Genomic DNA, 17,126 nt, shown 5'->3' on the forward strand with positions numbered 1-17,126 from the left:
ATCCTCCTTCCACGTTATTTCACTTTCCCTTGCAACTTGTAGACGTACGCGAGAACCTCCGCGACCGCTTTAAACATCTCTTCGGGAATTTGTTGTCCAATTTCGACTTGACTATAGAGAGCCCGGGCCAGGGGCTTGTTTTCCATCGTAACAATCCGGTGCTTTTTGGCCACCTCTCTGATTTTCAGCGCCAGGTAATCCTGGCCTTTTGCCACTACCGTAGGGGCACTCATTGCACTGGCATCGTAGCGGATCGCGACGGCAAAGTGGGTCGGGTTCGTAATGATGACGTCCGCTTTCGGCAGCTCCTGCATCATCCGGCGCAATGCCATGCTCCGCTGCCTCTCGCGAATTTTCCCCTTGATTAACGGGTCCCCTTCCGCCTGCTTGTGCTCGTCTTTAATGTCCTGTTTGGACATCCGCAAATTCTTTTCATGTTCATACCGTTGATAGACGTAATCCATCACAGCCAAAATGAACAGCAGCAAGCCGATATAAATTCCAAGCTTGGTGACTTCGCTTCCGGTAAAAGACAGGATGCTCCCCAGCGAGAGCAAGGAAAGCTGGGTGACTTGTTCTTTCGCGTTCCATAGAATGACGTAAGCCACGTACATGCACGCACTGATTTTCAATAGCGATTTCAGCAATTCGACGATGGAACGCATGGAAAAAATGCGTTTGGCTCCTTTGATCGGGTCCAGCTTCTCCAGCTTCATTTGCAGCGGCTCTGTACTGATCATCCAGCCCACCTGCATGTAATTGACGGCGAAGGCCACCAAAAAGGCCAGCCCCAGTACAGGCCCCACGATTTTTATGCCCTCGAAGGCCATCGACATGACAATGACTTTGAGATTCTCTTCGGTCAACTGCCAGCTCGTAAATGTCGTGAGCGCTTCTCGCATCAGATTCTGAAACGTCTGGAACATGGAAGGACCGAGCAGGATCAGCAAAAGAAAGAACGAGGTCAGCACGATGGCAGGAGAGAGATCCTGGCTTTTCGCCACCTGCCCCTTTTTTCGGGCATCCTCTTTTTTCTTGGGAGTCGCCTTCTCCGTTTTTTCGCCGCTAAAAAATTGCAGGTCTACGGGGTAAAGGAACCTCATCTGCGTCATGGTGATCCTCCGAGCGATTTCATCATTTCCGCGAGTGCCCGGAACATGTTGTCAAACAGTCCGTTTAGCGTCAGCAAAAAAGCGGGCATAACCACGATCAAAAGCAGGAAGCTGGCAAGCAGCTTGATCGGCAAGCCGACCACAAAAATATTAAACTGCGGGACAGATTTGGCGATAATACCAAGAGAGAGATCGACGAGAAACAGCGCGACCACGATTGGCGCGGCCATCAGAAACGCGCTCAAAAACATGTTTTGAAATACCTTGACCGCTGTCATCATCGCACTTTCACTGCCAAAAGCGGCCCACATGCGATCCACCGGAATCGCCTGATAGCTGCTCATGATCCCGCGCAGCAGCATATGATGTCCATTGATGCTGAAAAAATACAAAATCGCCAGGATGTTCTTGAAGTTCCCTGTCACAGGGATGTAGGCGCCCGTTTTCGGGTCGATCACGTTTGCCATGGCCAGACCCATTTGCATGTCCATCAGCCCGCCGGCAACCTGAACCGCGACAAACATCAACTCGCATATATAGCCCAGAATCACGCCTACGAGCGCTTCCTTAATCACGTAGAGCATAAACGTCAAATCCAGCGGTATCTGTTCCTGAACCGGCAACGCTTGAAAGCTGATCAGGGCGACGATGAAGGCAAGCCCGACTTTGAACTGGGCCGGCACGCCCCTGATCGAGAAAAAGGGTGCCGCTACAAAAAAGGCGCTCATTCTGACAAACACCAGCAAGAAAACAGGCAAGTACGTAAGATACAGACTCATACGCTATCCGACAAAACGATGCAGGTTTCCGAAGATCCCCATCGTAAAATCAAGCATAACGCGCAGCATCCACGGTCCCACCGCCAAAATGACAACAAAAACGGCGACGATCTTCGGAATGAATGCGAGCGTCTGCTCTTGAATTTGCGTGGTTGCCTGAAAAACACTGACCATCAACCCGACCAGCAAGGCGATCCCGAGCGCGGGCGCCGAAACCAGCAGGATGGTGTAAACAGAGCTTTGGGCGATATGCATCAGTAATTCCTGGGTCATGCTCGAACCTCCTGGTCTCTTCGGATGTCGCTAAAAACTGGTCAACAGAGATTTCACTACCAAGTACCAGCCGTCTACCATAATGAACAGCAAAATTTTGAACGGGAGCGAAATCATGACCGGCGGCAACATCATCATCCCCATCCCCATCAAGATGCTGGAGATAATCATGTCGATCACCAGAAACGGGATGAAGATCATGAAGCCGATCTGAAAGGCCGTTTTCAGTTCGCTGATCGCATAGGCGGGTACGAGAACGGTAAGCGGAATATCCTGAATCGTCTTCGGCCTCTCCGCTTTGGTGAATTCCAAAAACAGGGCCAAATCCTTTTCGCGCGTCTGCTTGGCCATAAATTCCTTGAACGGAATCACAGCCGCATCAAACGCCTGCTGTTGGGTCAGCTTGCCTTGCATGAATGGCTGCACAGCGGTTTCATTCACTTTGCCCAAAGTCGGCGCCATGATGAAAAACGTCAGGAACAAAGCAAGCGCCACCAGCACCTGATTGGGTGGCATTTGCTGCGTCGCCAAGGCATTTCGCACAAACGACAGGACAATGACAATGCGCGTAAAACTCGTCATCAACAACAAAATGGCTGGTGCTACAGAAAGCACAGTCAAAATCAGCAGGAGCTGAATGGCGGAAGATGTCTCCTGCGGTGTCCCATTGCCACCGCCGATTTGCAAATCAATGCTCGGAATGAGCGGTGATCCTCCTGGTGCAGCTGCCGCCATCTCCGGTACGGCCAGCACCGCGGCGACAAGCACAAGCACCTGTAAAAAGTATTTCATTTTTGGTCCCCTCTGTCGGAAGCTTCCTCTTTGTCCCACACGTCGGAGTGGAGTGGTCGTTTTTTCACATGGTCCCATTGCCCTCTCAGCAATTCCTGAAAGGTTTTCCCGTCCACCTCGGAAGAAAACAGCAATTCTTCGTCAGCCTGCTTCTTTTTGCGAAACGGCAGCCAGTCGAGCGATAACGGATTTTGGAGGGGCCGGATTTCCGCTTCGGACAAGATCAGGTCTACTTCTTCCCCCGGCTCGATTCGCCGAAGCAGTTGGACATTCTCTCCCACTCCCACAATGTACAAGGACTCTCCGATCATGACCACCTGCAGCGTCTTCCCGTTGCCGAGGGCTGCCGCACTGATAATTTTGATCGGTCCCTGGCTCTGCCCGACTTGGCGTCGCCCGAGAAAGCGGAGCAGGAAAAAGATCAGCACCGCGATAAAGCCTAGCGAAAAAATGACTTGAACCAAATAACCGATCATGCTGCCTGTTCCGCTGCCCGGAATGGCCGCCGGCTGTTCGCCGCCGGCGGGCGCATTGCTCTTTTCCGTGTTCCCCTGGTTGTAGGCATCGGCTACAGTACCTTCTGCCTGGACGGCAATGGGCAGGGCGGAGACAACCAGCACGAGGATCAGGCAGAAGATCGCCAAAAGCCTGGTCCCTGCATTCCGGATCTTCCGCATTAGCTCAACGTCTTTTTGATCGCTTCCAGCACGCGATCTGCCTGGAATGGTTTCACGATGAAGTCTTTTGCGCCCGCCTGAATGGCGTCAATGACCATGGCCTGTTGTCCCATCGCGGAGCACATGATCACACGTGCGTTCGGGTCCAGCTTTTTGATTTCCTTCAGGGCAGTAATGCCATCCATTTCCGGCATGGTAATGTCCATCGTCACCAAATCCGGTCCCAATTCCTTGTACTTCTCCACCGCTTGTGCCCCATCGCTTGCTTCTCCTACGACGCTGTAGCCGTTTTTGGATAAAATTTCCTTGATCATCATACGCATGAATGCTGCATCGTCAACGATTAATACTTTGTTCGACATGAATAGATCCTCCCCGTACTTGCGCTTGATTTGTGGTTTATTGCAATTTTTGAACGCGATCAAACTGGCTGATGATATCGGTTACGCGGACACCGAAATTCTCGTCGATGACGACAACCTCGCCTTTGGCAATCAGCTTGTTGTTGACCAGGATGTCTACATGCTCCCCTGCCAGCTTGTCCAACTGTATGATGGATCCAGCTGACAAGTCAAGAATTTCTCGAATCAGCTTTTTCGTCCGTCCCAGTTCCACGGTTACTTGCAGCGGAATGTCTTGCAAGAGATTCAGGTTTTGCAGTTCGCCTGTGTACATCGGCGACGAGCCAAGCGGCGCAAATTGAGCCGGCACGACATGGGCCTGATTGGCTGTCGGACCTCCGAAATGCTGCGGCGCCGGCGGAGCCATCGGCGGCTGCTGGTAAGCGCCAGGATACGGCACATACCCAGGCGGCATCGCATACGGCGCGTATGGGTCGGGATACATCGGCTGCCCTGGATACCCCATCGGCGCAGCGTGTCCCGGTGGCTGCTGCTGCATTGGCTGCTGGGCAGGCGGCGGCGCGACAGGCGGTACCTGACTCTGTGCAGGCTGGGCTTGTTGTGGAGCTGAGGCGCTTTGTGCCGGAATCGCAGGCATTTCTGCCTCGGCTACAACCGCTGCGGCCGCCTCGTCGTCCGAGCCTCCCACCAGTCGGTCGATCATCTTCTTCGCAAACGAAAGCGGCAAGAGCTGCATGATATTCGAATCGATCAGCTCGCCATGTTCGCCAACCTTCAAGCGGAAGGAGACTTTCACCAACGGACTGTCATCGTCGGAGAAGCTGTCCCCGCCTTTGCCCTGCGACAAGTCCATCACATCGATTCCCGGAGGTGTAATATTGATGAACTGGTTAAAGATCGTGGACATGGATGTCGCCGCAGAGCCCATCATCTGGTTCATCGCTTCCTGAACTGCGCTGATGTGCAGCTCGGACATTTCCGTATTGGCAGGCTTGCCGTCTCCTCCCATCATCAGGTCTGCGATGACCGCGGCATCCTCCATCCGAATGACCAGCAGGTTGATCCCTTTAAAGCCGTCTGTATACTCGACATGAACCGCCACATGCGGAATAGGAAACTCGTTTTCCAATTCATTCACGTTGATAACAGAAACGGTCGGCGTGGTAATATCGACTTTTTGGCTTAACAAAGTGGATAACGCCGTGGCTGCACTGCCGAAGGAAATATTGCCGATTTCGCCAAGCGCATCCTGCTCAAACGGGGAAAGAAAATCAGCCACATCCTGACTCTCCGCGGGCCCTGCTTCCTCTTCGTCCTCCACCAAGTTGTTCGCGCGAAGCAGCGCGTCAATCTCGTCTTGAGAAAGCATATCTCTACTCATTTTGTTCCTCCCCCTCCTCTATGACTTCATCAATCTGCACGGCCATTCTGCCTTTGAGCGTACCCGGTTGCCCGAGAAACTTCACCTGATCGCCGATCTTGATCTTCAACTTGCTGTCGAGCGACTGATCCAGCTGAATGACATCGCCTTTTTGCAGTTGCAGAAAATCGGCGACAGTAATCGTCGCGGTTCCCATCTCCGCGATGATGGGCAGTTTGGCCACCTTTACTCGTTCTTCGACACGCAGGCGTTCATCTTCATCCCGGGTCTTTTTCTGCTTGGAGAACCAGTACTGACCGGAAAGCTTGGCCATGATCGGCTCCAGTACAACGTGAGGCAGACAAAGGTTAATCATCCCTGTCGTGTCCCCGATTTTCGTACTGAACGAGATTACGACGACAATCTCGTTTGGCGAGACAATCTGCATGAACTGGGGATTCATTTCCAGTCCTTCCTGGTACGGATCAAGCTCAATAATTTGCTTCCATGCCTCGTGGAATGTATCCAGCGCCTTGCCGAATACTCGCTCCATCACCGTTGTTTCAATTTCCGTAAGTGCACCCATTTTTTCCGGGATCGCACCCTGGCCACCAAGAAGCCGATCCAGCATGGTATAGGCGATGTTTGGATTGACCTCCAAGACCATTCGTCCTTCCAAGGGAGGAGCTTCGAAGATGTTCAAGATGGTCATCTTCGGAATGGAGCGGATAAATTCGTCATACGGCAATTGATCGACGGAGGCAACCGTAATTTGCACGAAGGTACGGAGCTGAGCTGAAAAATAAGTCGTCAACAGCCTCGCATAGTTCTCATGGATTCGTGTCAAGCCACGGATCTGGTCTTTGGAGAACCGCAACGCGCGTTTGAAATCGTACACTTTGACTTTGCGCTCAGTCTCTTCTTTTTTCAGCTCGTTGGCATCCATCTCACCAGATGATAGAGCGGCCAACAACGCGTCAATCTCACTTTGTGAGAGAACCTCGGCCATATGTCGTCACCTCCTTGCTATGTATCCGTGTGATCGTTTTCCCTACGACAAGACGCGCTTGGTCGTCACGACTTGTACGATCCGGCCTTCTTGCATCAGGGAACTGATTTCATTCATGATTTTCGCTTCCAGCTTGTTTACGCCTTCCGTTCCTTTGATGTCTTCCGGCGTCAGGCCCGCGAGCGTTTTGATGATCACCTGATTGACCTGCGGCAATCGTTGCTCCAACTCCGCCTTGGCATCCGAGCTGTCCGCTGTAATGCTGAAGCGCACAATCATGTAGTTGTTCGTCAGCAAATTGGTCGTAATTTCGCCCGTATCTACGGAATACTCCTGGATTTCTTTCGCCGACAAAGGCTTCATTTCTGTTTCTGCGGAGCTGGCCGTTTGCACGGTCGGAGAGAGATACGTTTGCCAGAGCACAAACGAGATGACTCCCAGCAGCGAAATCGCGATGATGATGATGAGAGCCATGTTAAACAATCGATTTTGAAACATCGCAATGCCTCCCGCTATTCATTTAGGTCGTCCGGCAGTTTGGGTGCAGTCGCTGTCGGATGAGCGTTTCGATAAAAAGCCTGAACACGTTCAGCGATGGACTCTACGGAATCCTTCACGATGTACTTCCTGTCGTTGAACAACGTAATCACGGTGTCGGGCGTTGCTTCAACCGTCTCAATGTGAGTAATGTTCAGATAAAACGTCGTGCCGTTAAAACGGGTCAGTTTAATCATCGTATGCTCCCCCCGGGATGGAACAGGGGAAAGGAATCTTTCACTTCCCCTCCCTCATCCCCTGCAAGAAGTTATCGTTTCAGGTTCACCAGTTCCTCAAGAACGGAGTCGGATGTGGTGATGATCCGCGAGTTGGCCTGGAAGCCGCGCTGTGCCACGATCATTTCCGTGAACTCTTCGGAGAGGTCAACGTTGGACATTTCCAGTTGTCCGGCAATGATGCTCACCTTCGCCTCTGTCGGTACAACCGGCTCACCAGCCCCGGCATTCACTGTATTTTCATAGAGAGAATTGCCGACTTTTTTCAGGCCGCCCGGGTTGTTGAATTTTACAACGCCAATCGTGATGTCGCTGGTCAAAGCGCCGGCATCATCTACTGTGGTAATGACGCCATCCTTGCCGATCGAGTAGGAAACAACGCCGTCCTCCTGGCTGATCTGAATTGGAGTCGAATCACTGCTCAACAGCTTCAGTCCTTGCGGGTTGACCAGGAAGCCCTGGGAGTCGCGGGTGAAGTTGCCTGCGCGCGTGTAGTAGATCGTCGCGCCTTCATCCGGGCTCACCATGAAAAAGGCGTCGCCTTCAATGGAAAGGTCTGTTGGCAGGTTTGTGGTCATCGGGCTTCCCGCCGAAAATACGGTATCAATCGAGGCGATCGAGGAGCCAAGACCGATCTGGAGCGGGTTGGTACCGCCTTTTCCGCCGTCCGTCGGCGCGCTGGCGCCTTGCACATTTTGGCTCAAAATATCTTGGAACATGACACGGCCTTTTTTGAAGCCAACCGTATTGACGTTCGCAATGTTGTTCCCAATGACATCAAGCTTTGTTTGAAAGCCGCGCATACCTGAGATACCTGAATACATGGAACGAAGCATGATTGATTTCCTCCTCTGCTCTCTCGCTAGACTAGATTACCTCTGTCGTTCGGTAACCCATGGGCTTCCTCCGGGGAGGTCCAGCCCGCACGTACAGGCCCTCTCATACGAAGATGGCACTGTCGATGTTGGTAAAGACATTGTCCTTCATGCTGCCATCGTCCACAGCGGTAATGATTTTCCGATTTACGATGCTCACGACATAAGCCACGTTATCCATCATGATGAGAGATTCTCTGGCCCCTTTGGAGGCTGCCTTTTGAACCGCTGACTCCAAACGTTCCAACTGCTGTCCTTCAAGCGCAATGCCACGCTGCTGCAAGCGGCTCATGGCATGCTGACTGAACGAAAGTGGCTGTGTCTTTCCAGCCGAAGCTGTCGATTCCTTCAAATACTGTTGAAACGTTTTGCTGGCTCCTGGAGCTGTCTGGGCAGCCGCTTTGGTGACGTGATTCGGTTTCGGAGGGAAATAGGGCTGCGCGACACGAAAATGGTTCATGTTGCTTCCTCCTTCCTTCCATTCCTAGACGAGATCATCCACTCCACGGGCGGACTCCCGCAGGCGATTCCAGAGCGACTCGCTCGTTTCACTGCTGTCTACGAACGCCTCTAGCGCAAACTCTTGTTCATCCTGTTTCTGTTGTTGCTGATTTTCTCGCTGTTGTCCGGCTTGCTCACGCTGCTGCTGGAAGCTGAACGCGGTGTCCTGCTGCTGATTGACCTCCAGACGATCAACCTGCAAGCCTTGCTGTGTCAAGGCCAACCGCAATTGCGGAAGCTGATTGTCGAGCAAGTCTTTTCCGGCCTGCGTCTCCGCATGGAACTGGGCGGTAATGACCCCGTTGTGCGAGGTAATCGTCACGTCCACCTGTCCGAGCGACTGCGGATTCAAAATCAGTCTGGCTTCGTGCAGGCCGTTTTGCCCGCTGAACTGCAGCTTGGAAACAAAAAGCTGTGTGAGCTGCTGGGGCAATTGGTTCGCGTTCACATGATGCGGCTGTCCGACTGGCTGCTGAAAGCTTGCCACGCTTTGCGTCTGAGGCGCTTGCTGCGCGACAATCGGCTGCTGACTGGCTGTGGTCGGAATCGATTCCTCCGGATTTCCTTCCTGATTCAACAGGCTGCCGGAAAGCATCAGCTGGACCGGTTGGGAAGACACTCCCGCCTCCATCTTGTAAGCAGCCAGGCCGAGGTTCATACGCAACGGCGCGATCGCCTTGAACGCCTCCTGCTGAGATGCGTTCACAGGGAGAAACGTTTCGGAACGCAGGGGCAAAGCACCCTGCTTCGGCTTGCTTTCGCTCCCTTTTTGTTGCTTCAGGGCTTCGAGAAGAGTGGCCAGCTTGCCCAGCTCCTCTGGAGAGGCTTCCTGTTGCGACAGCTTGGACAAAAGCTGCTTCCACTCTTCCCCGACCCGCGGGGAAAGCTCCAGACCTTGTCCGGTCCCTTTGCCCAAAAGCTGCTCCAGCGCTGCCGCCTTTTCGTCTACTTGCACGTTCAGCTCTTCATTTCCTTGTTGTCCTGCGGCGAGCAACTGTGCGATCAGCGCCATCAGTTCATCCAGCAATTGCTGGTCTTCCCCCGACAAGCCGCCTGGAGCAGCATCTGCGCCTTTCGCGTCCAGTATCGTTTCAAAGCTTTGCAGCATTTGCATCGAAAACAACTGCCCCAAGCCAACGTCTCCATTACCTGTGACAGCACTGGCAGCGGGAACACTTGCGACTGAACCTGTCGGCGGAGTCAGATTGGCTACATTCATCTCGTTCACCTCCTCTTTGTAGATTTGTTGCTTATGGTAACGACAACGAAAAGCAGGGCCTTTGTTATCGAAGCAACTCTTCCGTAATGCGTGCCGCCAGATTGTCCTTCTCTTTTTTGTCTTCTTTGGCGATCGCAGAGAGAGTCTGTGCCCGCTTGTCCGCAGGCATGTCCCTTAACAGCGCCAGCGCTCTGCTCTTGTTCGTACTCATGAGTGAGCGAATGACGGCGGCAGAGTCTTCTGCCGGCATTTGCGCGAACGTGTCGCTCAGCACCTGATCGCTTGCCCCGGAGGAAGCGCCGCTGCGCGTTTCGCTGAGAGCCTTTGTCAGCGCCTGAATCCGCTGTTGCAAGGCCGCAATGTCATCGTCCTTGTTTACAACCGAATCTTTCAGCAGAATGGAAATATCCGCCGCTTTTTTCGGGTCCATTTTGGCCAAAATGTCCGCGCGCTGATTGGGCTTCATTTTGGTCATGACCGCAACAGATTCATCCAGGCTCAAATTTTCGATGATAGCTGCGGCATTTTTCGCCGACATGGTCGTGTACACCTTGGCGAGATCAGCAAACTGCTTTTGCCGCTCCTCTTCGCTGGCTCTTTGTTGCTCCATGAGCCTGTTCAAATCTTGCACCTGCTTTTCCAGCGCTTGAATCGTCGCGTCTTTTTTCGCTGCTTCTTCTTTCAGCGCGGTAATTTGCTGCTGATTTCTCGCCTGGTCCTGCTGCAGGATCGCCACTTGCTTCTCCGTGTCCGGTACATTCTGTGCTGGAGCGGACACCGTGTCGTATTCGTCCGGGACGAGTTTTTCCACGTACGGTATGGAGTTAGCCCAGTGGAGAACATTCCCTAGCACGTTGACTCCCATCAAGCTCAGGAGCAAACCGCCAAGGAGGCTGGCAAACAGGGCAGGAATGGCGATCATGTAAAAGAACCATTCCCACCTGCCGTATTCCCGTTCTTCTTGGATTTCTTCCATCTGGTACCTCCCTTAGTTGCTGCGGCGAAGATAGAGCTGCGTGCCGATCTCATCCATTTCTTTTTGTTCACGCTGTCTCTGCTCGTCGAGATATTGATGGAGAGATTTTTCCCGCAATTTCTGCCACAGCTGGGACTCTTTCATTCTCTCGGTCAAATGGGACTGGCAGCGCTCCACGTCCTGCTCGCACCCGCGCAAGGTCCGTTGCTGCCTGGTGATCGAACGAGCCACCGATTGCTGGTACTGCGCGATGGAAATAAGCTGTGCCGCACTGCACGTCTGCATCTGCGCTTCCGCAAGCATATGGGTCACCTCATCATGCTGCTCGGTCAATCGCACGAGTTTCCACTCTTCTTCGTTTTTGCGCTGAACCGATTTCCCGAATGCCCACTCTGCCTGCTCCTTCTCTTTTTGTTTCAGATCCAGCACTTTTTGGAGATGAAACTGAAACACTTTCACTACTGGTTCACTCCTCCGAAATGGGCTAACAGCGCCTTGACTGCGCTTTGCAGTGTCGAGGGCTCATGTGTGCCTTGGGCTGTAAATTCCGAAATGATATCCTTGTAGCGGATCGCCGCATCGATATCGCGGTTTGATCCGGGCTTGTACGCTCCGATGTTAATCAGGTCTTCCGCTTCCCGAAAAGTAGCCAGATGCTTTTTCAACTGTCTGGCCGCTTCCTTGTGCTCGTCGGTGACGATTTCCGACATGACGCGGCTGACGCTTGCCATCACATCAATGGCGGGAAAGTGACCTTTTTGCGCGATTTTCCGGTCGAGAACAATATGGCCGTCCAAAATCCCCCGCGCCGTATCCGCAATCGGATCGTTCATGTCATCCGAATCGACGAGCACCGTGTAAAACGCCGTGATACTGCCTTTGTCCGCCGTTCCTGCCCGCTCCATCAGCTTCGGCATCAGAGCGAATACGGACGGGGTATACCCGCGGGTGGCAGGAGGCTCGCCGATGGCCAGTCCCACTTCCCGCTGCGCCATGGCAAACCGGGTCACGGAATCCATCATCAGCATCACATTCAACCCGCGATCGCGGAAGTATTCCGCAATCGAGGTCGCAATCAAGGCTCCCTTGATCCGGATCATCGCTGGCTGATCGGAGGTGGCAACCACCACCACGGATCTCTTTAGACCTTCTTCCCCCAGATCGCGCTCGATAAACTCCATGACTTCACGACCGCGCTCTCCAATCAGTCCGATGACGTTAATGTCCGCCGTCGTATTGCGGGCGATCATGCCCATCAAGGTGCTCTTTCCTACCCCTGATCCGGCAAAAATACCGACGCGCTGCCCTTTTCCGACAGTCAACAGGCCGTCTATGGCACGTACCCCCACACTGAGCGGCTCCTTGATGCGCGGTCGCAGGATCGGGTTGGGCGGCAGGTTGTTCGTCGGATAGGAGGTCAATCCGGGCGGGAGCGTTCCCTGAAACGGTCTGCCCAGTCCATCCAGCACCGATCCGAGTATCTCCGGTCCAACTTTGACTTCCAGGGATCGTCCCGTCGCCACAACGTCGCAGCCCGGTCCGATGGCCGTCAGTTCGCCAAGCGGCATCAGCAGCACCTTGTTTTCGCGAAACCCGACTACTTCGGCGATAATCGGCTCCTTGCTGTTTGTCGGATACAGATGGCAAATCTCGCCGAGCTTCACTTCTGGGCCTTGCGACTCGATGGTCAGGCCGACCACCTGTGTTACTTTTCCGTTTACGCGCACCGGATCGAGCTCGTGCAACGCCTGTCTGTACTTGGATAGGTCCAGGATACTCATGGGGTCTCCCTTCCTCCGGCAATCGCAAGCAAAGCCTGTTTGATCTCTTCCAGCTGTGTATCCACGCGTGCATCCACGCTCCCCAGTTGCGTGCGGATGACGCAGCCGCCATCTGCTATCGTGTAGTCCGGATAGATGGAAAGCTCCGCCTGTCCTTCCAGCAGCGCCAGCAGTTGGGCGCGCTGCTCGGAAACGTAATGGAAGTAGCTGTGATGAACGCAGATCGTGATCTCGCCGTGAACGCGAGAGCGCCGCAGCGCTTTTTTGGCGATTTCCAGCACCTGCTCGGGATTTTGCTGCAATTCCTGTCCGATCACTTTTTTGGCGATTTCCAGAGCCAGCTCCACCAAAAACGGCTCTGCTTCCGCGATAATCTGCTGCTTGCTGCGGTATGCCTGCTCCAAGATCGCGCGCGCCTCGGAGAGGGCTTGTCCCTCCTCCTCGTACGCTTGACGCTTGCCGTCCGCAAAGCCCTTTTCGTGTCCTTCCGCAGCCGCTTGCTCCTGCGTCGCACGGAACAGCTCGGAAGCCTCCTGCTGCTTCTGTTCCCACCATTGCTCGATTTCCAGCGCGGCTTGCTGCTTCAGTCGCTCGGCCTCTTCTGTCGCTTGGCGGAGAATGGATTGGGCGGTTTCTTCCGCATCGGTAAGGATTGTTTTGGCTTCTATCTCAGCTTGATGTAAAATTTGTAGATTTTCTTGCAACCTTTCGGGATCATTTTCCGTCTTAAGTGGTGCAGGCGTCACCGAGAGGAGGAGAGCATCCTCCGAAGGCCGATAATTCGCCACTTTAATGATCCTAGACAATGATATCATCTCCTCCCCCACGGGCGATGATGATCTCACCAGCCTCCTCTAAGCGACGGATAATCGCAACGATACGAGATTGGGCTTCTTCTACGTCGCGCAGACGAACTGGTCCCATAAACTCCATTTCCTCCTTGAAGGTGTCCGCCATCCGCTTGGACATGTTGCGGAAAATCACTTCGCGAACTTCTTCGCTGGACACTTTGAGAGAGAGTTGCAGATCCGCACTTTCCACGTCGCGGATCACGCGCTGAATGGAACGGTTGTCCAATGTGGCGATATCTTCGAATACAAACATGCGCTTCTTGATTTCTTCGGCCAATTCGGGGTCCTGAATTTCGAGAGAATCCAGAATCGTGCGCTCCGTCCCGCGATCCACGCCATTGAGAACAGCCACGATAGCTTCGATCCCGCCAGCTTGCGTATAATCCTGTGTCACTGTTGCCGAGAGCTTCTGCTCAAGCACTTGCTCGACCTGGGCTATCACTTCCGGAGAAGTGCTGTCCATCGTCGCAATTCGCTTGGCGACCTCCGCCTGGCGTTCTTGCGGCAGAGCCGACAAAATCATCGCAGCCTGCTGCGGTTCGAGGTACGAAAGCACCAATGCAATCGTTTGCGGATGCTCGTTTTGGATAAAGTTTAAAATTTGGCCAGGATCTGCCTTTCGGGCAAAATCAAACGGCCGCACTTGCAGGTTGGCGGTCAAGCGATTGATAATATCCATCGCTTTCGTCTCGCCCAACGCTTTTTGCAAAATTTCTTTTGCGTACGTAATGCCGCCTTGCGAAATGACCTCCTTCGCTACGGCAATCTGATGAAATTCAGCCAAGATTTTTTCTTTTTCATCGGTATCTACTTTTCGCACATTGGCGATTTCCAATGTGAGCTGCTCGATCTCATCCTCGCGCAAATGCTTGAACACCTGGGCAGAGATTTCCGGCCCTAGTGAGATGAGGAGGATAGCCGCCTTCTGTCTTCCCGACAACTCTTTAGCGCCGCGAGCCATATCTTTCACTCCTTAATCTTCTGCTAGCCAAGTACGAAGCAGAACAACAAATTCATCCGGCTTGCTTCGCGCCAATTTTTCAAGCTGTTTTCTGACCACGACCTGGTCGCCGTCTTCCTGGTAGATCAAGTCTGGGATTTCGGTAGGTTGGGTAGGAGCCAGCAAGTCTGACATCTCTTCTTCCTGTTGCTGCTTCGCTTGATTGCGTCTGCGGATGATGAGGAAGGCAACAGCGGCGAGAGCCAGCACGGCAATACCACCAACGGTCCACAATACAGCCGGGCTGAGTGCGCTGGAATCTTCGACAGCCACTTTGCCAGAAAATTGACGTGGGAGAACGGAAATGTGCTTGTCCAGTTCTTCTTCGCTCAAATCGGTCGCTTTGTCGCTTAGTGTCACGCGGACGACATTGCGCAGGACCTGCTTGATACTTTCGATGGTAGCGGCATCTAGTTCACCGCCATTTGGTGGTTCTACCCCTACGTTGATCGTCAGGTCCTCGATTTTGTAAGGGCTTAGCGTTACATTTCGTGTAATTCGATTGACTTCGCGGTTAATCGTGTCATTTAACTCTTCATACTGACTGTTGCTGCCCTGCGGATTGTTCCCCGGGTAATTGGGGACTGCATTCGCGCCTGTTCCGGCTATGCCTCCCGGCGGTTGGCCTTGACCCGAGAATGCCTTCGATAATTTTTGGGAAGAGATGATAAGTCCTTCGTTGTTCTCTTTGTCAGGCGCCTCCACGAGATTCTCTACGCGATTTTCCTTATCAAAGTTCATTTTGATAAACGCGTGGACAATCACCTTGTCTCGGCCCATGATCGTTCCAAGCAGGTTGTACAGATTTTGTTGAATCTTCTTCTCAACCTCGGACTTGATGGCTTCTTGCTGCTTAAAGCTGCTCAATGTTCCTTCTGCTTCGTTGCCTTCGGCGCGTTCCAGCGGGTTCGAGTACTGGTCCGTAATCGCGATGGCGTCCATCGGCAATTTCGGAACGCTTCGGGAGACGAGCAAATACAAGGCGTTGATCTGCTTTTGCTCCAGCGTCGTGCCCGGCTCCACCTCGACGATGACCGATGCCGTTGCCGTATCAGGCGTTTCCGTGACCCAAACACTTTCCTGCGGCAGCGTAATCATCACTTGTGCCGAACGCACGCCTTTCACGCGTTCGAGCATTTTGCGCAGTTCTTGTTGCAGCGCTTCTTTTTTCATCACATCGAATTGTCTGTCGGTAACACCGAGCGTATTGGAAAAAATTTCGGAGTTGATGCCGGCCTGGCTGGGAATGCCTTGGGCGGCCAGATCGACGATCACATCCTGCGCCATGGTTTGCGGCACTTCAATGCCCGTCCCATTCCCCGTAATCCGGTACGGAATCTGCTGGGCATCCAGTTCTTTTTTGATCGCGCCGATTTCTTGTTCGCTCAGTCTCTGATCGTAGAGTGGCTTGTAGACCGGCTGAGAAGCAATGTATATGTATAAGCCCAACGAAATCAACAGAAAAAGCGAGATTCCGGCAATCATCCATTTTTGCTTTCGGGAAAACTGGTTCCATTTAGACGCAAGCTGATTTCTGTATAAAGCTAAACGTTCGTTCATGTTTCACCTCTCACTGGATAAAACGACAATCAAATCGACATTCGCATGATTTCTTGGTAAGACTCGATGATTTTATTCCGGACTTGCATCGTCATTTGCAGCATCACAGAAGCTTTTTGCCCGGCGACGGTCAATTGATGCACATCTGTAATTTCTCCGGCAGCGAATCGATCTGCGAGATTGGCCGATTCTACTTGCGCCTGATTCACCTGGTTTAGCGCGTCCGACAAGTACGAGGTAAAGTCCTTCGTCACTTCGGCAGGTGTCGGCAATTGGTTGGCGACTGGCGTCCGAATCGGAGCCGTTTGGGAAAGCGCGTTTATGTCCATTTATGTTTGTTCACCCGCTTTATTTGATTTCCAAAGCTTTCAGCATCATCGCCTTGCCCGCGTTCAAAGCTGTCACGTTGGCCTCGTAGGAACGCGATGCCGAGATCAGGTCGACCATTTCCTTCATCGGATCGACATTCGGCAACAGCACGTACCCCTCTTGATCCGCATCGGGATGAGCAGGATCGTATACGCGTTTAAACGGCGTGTTGTCCTCCTGAATGGCCGTGACTCTCACCCCTTGCTCTTCGACCCGGCCCGTAGCTATTCCTACTGCCGCTTGCAGAAAATTGTCGAATGATTGTGTCGACCGCGGTGACAATTCGACCATTTTCCGGCGATACGGCTGCCACTTGCCATCCACAAAATTTGCGCGTGTCGTTTCGGCGTTGGCAATATTCGACGCGATCGTATCCAGTCGCAAGCGGTTGGCAGTCAATGCAGAAGCACTCGTATTAATCCCTTGAAACAAGCTCATCGTTATTTCCCTCCACCCTCAATGACACTGCGCAATTTCTGGAAATGTCCTGCTGTCAGCTGTGTTAGGCCGCTGTACCAGATCTGGTTTTTTGCCAACTCGGTTGTCTCGGTTTCCAGATCCACATCATTCCCGCTGTTCTGCACGTAGTTATTCGGATTGGAAACGACTTGGGGCATGGCAAACCCGCCAGTATTGCCAAACGGAATGTGGCGCTGATCGGTTCGATAGGCCTCAAGCTTCCCCTTTCCTATTTTCCCATTTAGTTCCTCTTGCAGATAGCCCTCAAAAATTACCTGTTGACTTTTGAATTGAGGGGTATCGATATTGGCAAGATTGTTCGCGATCGTCCGATGCCGCAGCGTCGCGGCATTCATCGCTCTCTCCAGGACCTGCAGATGATAACTCTCCAGCATGTA

General features: G+C 52.9%; 22 protein-coding genes. All 22 read right to left on the reverse strand.

What is annotated here, in order from left to right:
* Positions 1 to 14: 14 nt before the first annotated feature.
* Positions 15 to 1,112, reverse strand: coding sequence for a flagellar biosynthesis protein FlhB (gene flhB / locus ACTHO6_RS09525; RefSeq protein ID WP_440241297.1), 1,098 nt, complete (start codon positions 1,110 to 1,112; stop codon positions 15 to 17).
* Positions 1,109 to 1,891 carry a flagellar biosynthetic protein FliR gene (gene fliR / locus ACTHO6_RS09530; protein WP_440241298.1) on the reverse strand — a complete coding sequence of 261 codons (783 nt, stop codon included), beginning with the start codon at positions 1,889 to 1,891 and terminating at the stop codon, positions 1,109 to 1,111. Before fliR ends, flhB begins: the two co-directional genes overlap by 4 nt.
* Before the next feature lie 3 nt (positions 1,892 to 1,894).
* Positions 1,895 to 2,164 (reverse strand): flagellar biosynthesis protein FliQ, encoded by a 270-nt coding sequence (gene fliQ, locus ACTHO6_RS09535; RefSeq protein ID WP_440241299.1) that lies wholly within the window; start codon positions 2,162 to 2,164, stop codon positions 1,895 to 1,897.
* 30 nt (positions 2,165 to 2,194) lie between these two features.
* Positions 2,195 to 2,956 (reverse strand): flagellar type III secretion system pore protein FliP, encoded by a 762-nt coding sequence (gene fliP / locus ACTHO6_RS09540; protein ID WP_440241300.1) that lies wholly within the window; start codon positions 2,954 to 2,956, stop codon positions 2,195 to 2,197.
* Positions 2,953 to 3,633, reverse strand: coding sequence for a flagellar biosynthetic protein FliO (locus tag ACTHO6_RS09545; protein ID WP_440241301.1), 681 nt, complete (start codon positions 3,631 to 3,633; stop codon positions 2,953 to 2,955). The genes fliP and ACTHO6_RS09545 overlap by 4 nt, the downstream gene beginning before the upstream one ends.
* The gene (locus ACTHO6_RS09550; RefSeq protein WP_122903382.1) at positions 3,633 to 3,995 is read right to left on the reverse strand and encodes a response regulator; all 363 of its coding nucleotides are present in this window, start codon (positions 3,993 to 3,995) and stop codon (positions 3,633 to 3,635) included. The genes ACTHO6_RS09545 and ACTHO6_RS09550 overlap by 1 nt, the downstream gene beginning before the upstream one ends.
* A 37-nt stretch (positions 3,996 to 4,032) precedes the next feature.
* The gene (gene fliY / locus ACTHO6_RS09555; protein ID WP_440241302.1) at positions 4,033 to 5,376 is read right to left on the reverse strand and encodes a flagellar motor switch phosphatase FliY; all 1,344 of its coding nucleotides are present in this window, start codon (positions 5,374 to 5,376) and stop codon (positions 4,033 to 4,035) included.
* A complete protein-coding gene (gene fliM / locus ACTHO6_RS09560; RefSeq protein WP_440241303.1) occupies positions 5,369 to 6,364 on the reverse strand; it encodes a flagellar motor switch protein FliM in 996 nt (331 codons plus the stop codon). Before fliM ends, fliY begins: the two co-directional genes overlap by 8 nt.
* A gap of 42 nt (positions 6,365 to 6,406) precedes the next feature.
* The gene (locus ACTHO6_RS09565) at positions 6,407 to 6,862 is read right to left on the reverse strand and encodes a flagellar basal body-associated FliL family protein (RefSeq protein ID WP_440241304.1); all 456 of its coding nucleotides are present in this window, start codon (positions 6,860 to 6,862) and stop codon (positions 6,407 to 6,409) included.
* 14 nt (positions 6,863 to 6,876) lie between these two features.
* The gene (locus ACTHO6_RS09570) at positions 6,877 to 7,098 is read right to left on the reverse strand and encodes a flagellar FlbD family protein (protein ID WP_440241305.1); all 222 of its coding nucleotides are present in this window, start codon (positions 7,096 to 7,098) and stop codon (positions 6,877 to 6,879) included.
* Between the two features lie 71 nt (positions 7,099 to 7,169).
* Positions 7,170 to 7,973 carry a flagellar basal body rod protein FlgG gene (flgG, locus tag ACTHO6_RS09575; RefSeq protein ID WP_440241306.1) on the reverse strand — a complete coding sequence of 268 codons (804 nt, stop codon included), beginning with the start codon at positions 7,971 to 7,973 and terminating at the stop codon, positions 7,170 to 7,172.
* 103 nt (positions 7,974 to 8,076) lie between these two features.
* The gene (locus ACTHO6_RS09580; protein WP_440241307.1) at positions 8,077 to 8,472 is read right to left on the reverse strand and encodes a TIGR02530 family flagellar biosynthesis protein; all 396 of its coding nucleotides are present in this window, start codon (positions 8,470 to 8,472) and stop codon (positions 8,077 to 8,079) included.
* A gap of 24 nt (positions 8,473 to 8,496) precedes the next feature.
* Positions 8,497 to 9,732 carry a flagellar hook-length control protein FliK gene (locus ACTHO6_RS09585; RefSeq protein WP_440241308.1) on the reverse strand — a complete coding sequence of 412 codons (1,236 nt, stop codon included), beginning with the start codon at positions 9,730 to 9,732 and terminating at the stop codon, positions 8,497 to 8,499.
* A 64-nt stretch (positions 9,733 to 9,796) separates the two neighbouring features.
* Entirely contained in the window at positions 9,797 to 10,708 is a 912-nt protein-coding gene (locus ACTHO6_RS09590) for a MotE family protein (protein WP_440241309.1), read from the reverse strand.
* A 12-nt stretch (positions 10,709 to 10,720) separates the two neighbouring features.
* Positions 10,721 to 11,167, reverse strand: a complete 447-nt coding sequence (gene fliJ, locus ACTHO6_RS09595; RefSeq protein WP_440241310.1) for a flagellar export protein FliJ — start codon at positions 11,165 to 11,167, stop codon at positions 10,721 to 10,723.
* On the reverse strand, positions 11,167 to 12,489 hold the full coding sequence (gene fliI / locus ACTHO6_RS09600) for a flagellar protein export ATPase FliI (protein WP_440241311.1): 1,323 nt from the start codon (positions 12,487 to 12,489) through the stop codon (positions 11,167 to 11,169). The genes fliJ and fliI overlap by 1 nt, the downstream gene beginning before the upstream one ends.
* On the reverse strand, positions 12,486 to 13,304 hold the full coding sequence (gene fliH, locus ACTHO6_RS09605) for a flagellar assembly protein FliH (RefSeq protein ID WP_440241312.1): 819 nt from the start codon (positions 13,302 to 13,304) through the stop codon (positions 12,486 to 12,488). The genes fliI and fliH overlap by 4 nt, the downstream gene beginning before the upstream one ends.
* Entirely contained in the window at positions 13,288 to 14,301 is a 1,014-nt protein-coding gene (gene fliG / locus ACTHO6_RS09610; protein ID WP_440241313.1) for a flagellar motor switch protein FliG, read from the reverse strand. Before fliG ends, fliH begins: the two co-directional genes overlap by 17 nt.
* 12 nt (positions 14,302 to 14,313) lie before the next feature.
* Positions 14,314 to 15,900 (reverse strand): flagellar basal-body MS-ring/collar protein FliF, encoded by a 1,587-nt coding sequence (gene fliF / locus ACTHO6_RS09615; protein WP_440241314.1) that lies wholly within the window; start codon positions 15,898 to 15,900, stop codon positions 14,314 to 14,316.
* Positions 15,901 to 15,929: 29 nt separating this feature from the next.
* Complete coding sequence (fliE, locus tag ACTHO6_RS09620; protein WP_440241315.1) at positions 15,930 to 16,229, reverse strand: flagellar hook-basal body complex protein FliE; 300 nt, start codon at positions 16,227 to 16,229, stop codon at positions 15,930 to 15,932.
* A 19-nt stretch (positions 16,230 to 16,248) separates the two neighbouring features.
* Complete coding sequence (flgC, locus tag ACTHO6_RS09625; protein WP_440241316.1) at positions 16,249 to 16,707, reverse strand: flagellar basal body rod protein FlgC; 459 nt, start codon at positions 16,705 to 16,707, stop codon at positions 16,249 to 16,251.
* 2 nt (positions 16,708 to 16,709) lie between these two features.
* A complete protein-coding gene (flgB, locus tag ACTHO6_RS09630) occupies positions 16,710 to 17,123 on the reverse strand; it encodes a flagellar basal body rod protein FlgB (RefSeq protein ID WP_440241317.1) in 414 nt (137 codons plus the stop codon).
* Positions 17,124 to 17,126 lie beyond the last annotated feature (3 nt).

It is taken from the genome of Brevibacillus sp. SAFN-007a (genome assembly GCF_051967035.1).
Lineage (GTDB): Bacteria > Bacillota > Bacilli > Brevibacillales > Brevibacillaceae > Brevibacillus.